Genomic DNA, 3,824 nt, shown 5'->3' with positions numbered 1-3,824 from the left:
CAGCGCGGCAACCCGCTCGATGTCCGGGGAGTGTTCGGGTGTGTACACCGCGGCGTGGACCGGTTCGCTGTACAGGTTCCACTTCTGCAGCGGGATGCCCAGGATTGCCAGGGTCAGGACGGCCGGAACGATATTGGCCAGATCGTCGACGAAATCGATTTGGCCACTTTCGATCTTCTCGTCGAGGCAGGCCCGTGTCACGTCATCGATGAACGGTTCCCAACGCTTGACCGCCGCCGGGGAAAGGTAGGGGTTCAACACCGTGCGATAGGTGCGGTGCTCGGGGTCGTCCATTTCCAGGATGCCGCCGCGCACCACGCTGACGCGGCGGGCGGTGGGGATCGAAATCCCCTTGTAGCCACGGCGTTCGCCGCGGATGTCGTGGTCATTGGAGACCGCGGGACAGCGCGCCAGTTCGAACACCTCGTGGCTTCCGGCGGCGACCCAGTGCCCGCCGTAGGTCTCGGTCCAGGCGATGGGGCACTTGGCGTGCATCTCCTCGGTGATGCCCTTGAACTGCGAGCGGTACTCGGCGGAGTGGCGATCGAAGTGGTACGTGTTCTTCTTGCGATCGCTGTCGCTGACGATGTCGTCGATGCTCAAAGCTGTCCCCTTAGAAGTCAATCGCTGACGATGATGGCCTGCTCGGGGCAGGAGTGTGCGGCTTCGCGGACCTTTTCCAACTGATCGTCGGGGACCACCTCGTTGACCGCTGACGAACTGCCGTCGATGTCACTGAGTTGGAATGAATCCGGCGCGATCATCGCGCACAGGGTGTGACCCTGGCAGCGTTCTGGATCAACCCAGACCTTCACGGGGACCTCCGTAACTAGGTGTTGCGACCGCCGTTGACGCCCAATATCTGACCGGTGATGTAGCTGGCTTCGTCCGAAGCCAGGAACGCGCACGCCGCCGCGATGTCTTCGGGCTTGCCGATTCGGCGCACCGGCGTCCGGGCGATGTTCTGCTCGACGTCACCGAGAAACCCCTGCGTCTCGGCGTTCCGCAGCATCGGGGTGTCGATGAAGCCCGGCGGCACCGCGTTGACCGTGATGCCTTTCGGCCCGTACTCGAGGGCCAGTGATTTGGTAAGCCCGTTGACCGCGGATTTGGCGGCTACATAGTGCGCCATGAACGGCTGCCCGGAGTGGGCGCTCGACGACGAGATATTGACGATCCGTCCCCACTGCGCCGCGACCATGTCTGGCAGCACCGCCTGGATCGTATGGAAGACGCCGTGCAGGTTGACGTCGATCACCTTGCACCAGTCTTTGAACGTGATGTTGCCGAAGCGTTGGAAGCCGTCCAGGCCGGCCGCGTTGACCAGGATGGTGACCGGGCCCAGACGATCGCGGATCGCCGCCAGCGCGGTATCGACCTGCGAGCGGTCGGTCACGTCGGCGGTATAGGACAGGTCGTCTTGAGAAGAGGGCTTGAGATCGATGGTGGCAACGGTGCGACCGTCAGTGCGCAGACGTTGTGCGACGGCTAATCCGATGCCAGATCCACCCCCGGTGACGACCGCGGTTCTGGAGGCAGTGCTCACGGCCGGCTGCACCGCCATACCACCCATAAAAGCCCGGTCATCTCAAACACAAAGAATCTCCCTCGCAATTATGAGAACCTTACTCTCCTAGCAAAGTGGGCCGCAAGTTGATGGTGAAACGATGCCCGGCCTGCTATGTAAGGCATCGGGGCACTCGCGCTGTGCGACTGTTCAGCTGCCAGATACCTTACTCAGGCCGACCTCCATTCTTGTGTTCTCGCATCTCGAATGTAAGATTCGCCGGGGATGAGAATGAAGTTTTCGTGACAGCCGCCACATCTATATCTACCGGAGCAGGGGGCATTCGTATGTCGGTGCAGGACGCGGCGCAGATGGTCGCGGTCGAACCGACTAGCCAGGGCGCCGAGTCTGCGAACGAGCCCGACCGCCGGCTGCTGATCGATGGTCGTCTCGTTACGGCGGAGAAGACGTTCGCCACGATCAATCCCGCGACGGGTGCGGTTCTGGGACACGCGCCCGATGCCGGGGTCGGCGAGGCCGAGCGGGCGATCGCCGCGGCCCGGCGCGCCTTCGACACGACGACCTGGTCCGCCGACGTCGACTTCCGGATCCGCTGCCTCGACCAGCTACACCAGGCGCTCCTCGACCATGCCGACGAGTTGCGTGAGCTGACCATCGCCGAAGTCGGCGCCACCCGCGCCCTGACTCAGGGCGCCCAGCTCGACGAGCCGATCGGCATCGTGCGCTTCTATGCCGACCTGCTGCGCGACTATCAGTTCACCGAAGATCTCGGCGAGAAAGAGTCGCGCGGCATGCGGCACCACCGATGGGTGGAAAAAGAGGCCGCCGGCGTGGTGGCCGCGATCATCGCCTACAACTATCCGAACCAGCTCGCACTGGCCAAGCTTGCGCCCGCTCTGGCCGCCGGCTGCACGGTGATACTCAAGGGCGCGCCGGACACCCCGCTGGTCACCCTGGCGCTCGGCGAGCTGATCGCCAACCACACCGACATCCCGGCCGGCGTGGTCAACGTGCTCAGTTCGTCTGATCCCGCGGTTGGCAAAGCGTTGACCACCAGCGCGGGAGTCGACGTCGTCACCTTCACCGGATCAACGGCGGTCGGACGCCAGATCATGGCCGCGGCCAGCGACACCGTCAAGCGTGTCTTCCTTGAACTGGGCGGCAAGTCCGCGGTGATCATGCTCGACGACGCCGACTTCGCTAGCGCCAGCATGTTCGCGGCGTTCAGCATGGTGACGCACGCGGGACAGGGGTGCGCGCTCACCTCACGGCTGCTGGTGCCGAAGAAGCATCACGACGAAATAGTGGAATTGATCGCGCGCAACTTCGCCAAAGTCCGGCACGGTGACCCGGCCGATCCGAAAACGTATATGGGTCCACTGATCAACGAACGCCAGCGCGACAAGGTCGACGGCATGGTCCAGCGCGCCGTCGCGGCCGGGGCGACTCTGGTCACCGGTGGCGAGCGGTTGGATCCGGGCTACTTCTACGCGCCCACGCTGCTCACCGACGTGGACCCAGATAGTGAAATCGCCCAGGACGAGGTGTTCGGCCCGGTGCTCGTGGTCATCGGCTTCGATGATGACGACGACGCCGTGCGCATCGCCAACAATTCGATTTACGGACTGGCCGGCGCGGTGTTCAGCCGCGACCAGGACCGCGCGCTGGCGGTAGCGCGCCGGATTCGTGCCGGCTCGTTCTCCGTCAACGGCGGCAACTACTTCGGCGCCGACAGTCCCTTCGGCGGGTTCAAGCAGTCGGGCGTCGGCCGTGAAATGGGAGTAGCGGGCCTCGAGGAATTCTTGGAGCAGAAAACTTTCGCCGTGCCGGTTCTTGGAGGTCAAGCATGAAGCCGCTCGACGGTATCCGTGTGCTGGAAGTCGCCATGTACGGGTTCGTCCCGTCGGCTGGCGCCGTGCTCACCGAGTGGGGCGCCGACGTCGTAAAGGTCGAACACGCGGTGACCGGCGACCCGCAGCGCGGGCTGCGCCAGACCGGCATGCTGCGCGTCGAAGGCGACCCCAATCCCAACATCGAGCACGCCAATCGAGGCAAGCGCAGCATCGGACTGGACATGTCGGTGCCCGAAGGCAAGGAAGTGCTCTACGAACTCGCGCGGCGCTCTGATGTGTTCCTGACCAGCTTCCTGCCCGACCACCGGCAGAAGTTCGGTATCGACGTCGAGCACATCCGGGCGGTCAACCCGAACATCATCTATGCCCGCGGCAGCGCGCTGGGCCCGCGCGGTGCGGAATCAGTCAAGGGCGGCTACGACATGACCGCGTTCTGGTGCCGG

At 64.1% G+C, this 3,824-nt stretch carries 4 protein-coding genes and 1 pseudogene; 2 read left to right on the top strand and 3 right to left on the bottom strand.

Annotated features, from left to right (window positions below):
* The 3 genes and pseudogenes from A5634_RS08715 to A5634_RS08705 all read right to left on the bottom strand — a co-directional run.
* Positions 1 to 603, bottom strand: a pseudogene (locus tag A5634_RS08715) (cytochrome P450); the annotation flags it as partial.
* A gap of 17 nt (positions 604 to 620) precedes the next feature.
* Positions 621 to 815, bottom strand: coding sequence for a ferredoxin (locus tag A5634_RS08710; protein WP_065143648.1), 195 nt, complete (start codon positions 813 to 815; stop codon positions 621 to 623).
* A 14-nt stretch (positions 816 to 829) separates the two neighbouring features.
* Positions 830 to 1,564: an SDR family NAD(P)-dependent oxidoreductase gene (locus tag A5634_RS08705; protein WP_065143647.1), complete on the bottom strand. Its 735-nt coding sequence runs from the start codon at positions 1,562 to 1,564 to the stop codon at positions 830 to 832.
* 290 nt (positions 1,565 to 1,854) lie between these two features.
* On the opposite strand from A5634_RS08705, the gene A5634_RS08700 reads away from it, so the two are divergent.
* Both A5634_RS08700 and A5634_RS08695 read left to right on the top strand, forming a co-directional pair.
* A complete protein-coding gene (locus A5634_RS08700; RefSeq protein ID WP_065143646.1) occupies positions 1,855 to 3,378 on the top strand; it encodes an aldehyde dehydrogenase family protein in 1,524 nt (507 codons plus the stop codon).
* Positions 3,375 to 3,824 (top strand): CoA transferase (locus tag A5634_RS08695; protein ID WP_172831665.1); only part of this gene is annotated, 450 nt, incomplete at its 3' end. The genes A5634_RS08700 and A5634_RS08695, both read left to right, overlap by 4 nt.

The sequence above is a fragment of the Mycobacterium asiaticum genome, from assembly GCF_001673365.1.
Taxonomy (GTDB): domain Bacteria; phylum Actinomycetota; class Actinomycetes; order Mycobacteriales; family Mycobacteriaceae; genus Mycobacterium; species Mycobacterium asiaticum_A.
This window is presented reverse-complemented; position numbering and strand designations above follow the sequence as displayed.

Excerpts from the sequence above, each read along its gene's own strand:
- A5634_RS08705 (WP_065143647.1), bottom strand. The coding sequence starts at position 1,564 with ATGGCGGTGCAGCCGGCCGTGAGCACTGCCTCCAGAACCGCGGTCGTC.
- A5634_RS08700 (WP_065143646.1), top strand. The coding sequence starts at position 1,855 with ATGTCGGTGCAGGACGCGGCGCAGATGGTCGCGGTCGAACCGACTAGC.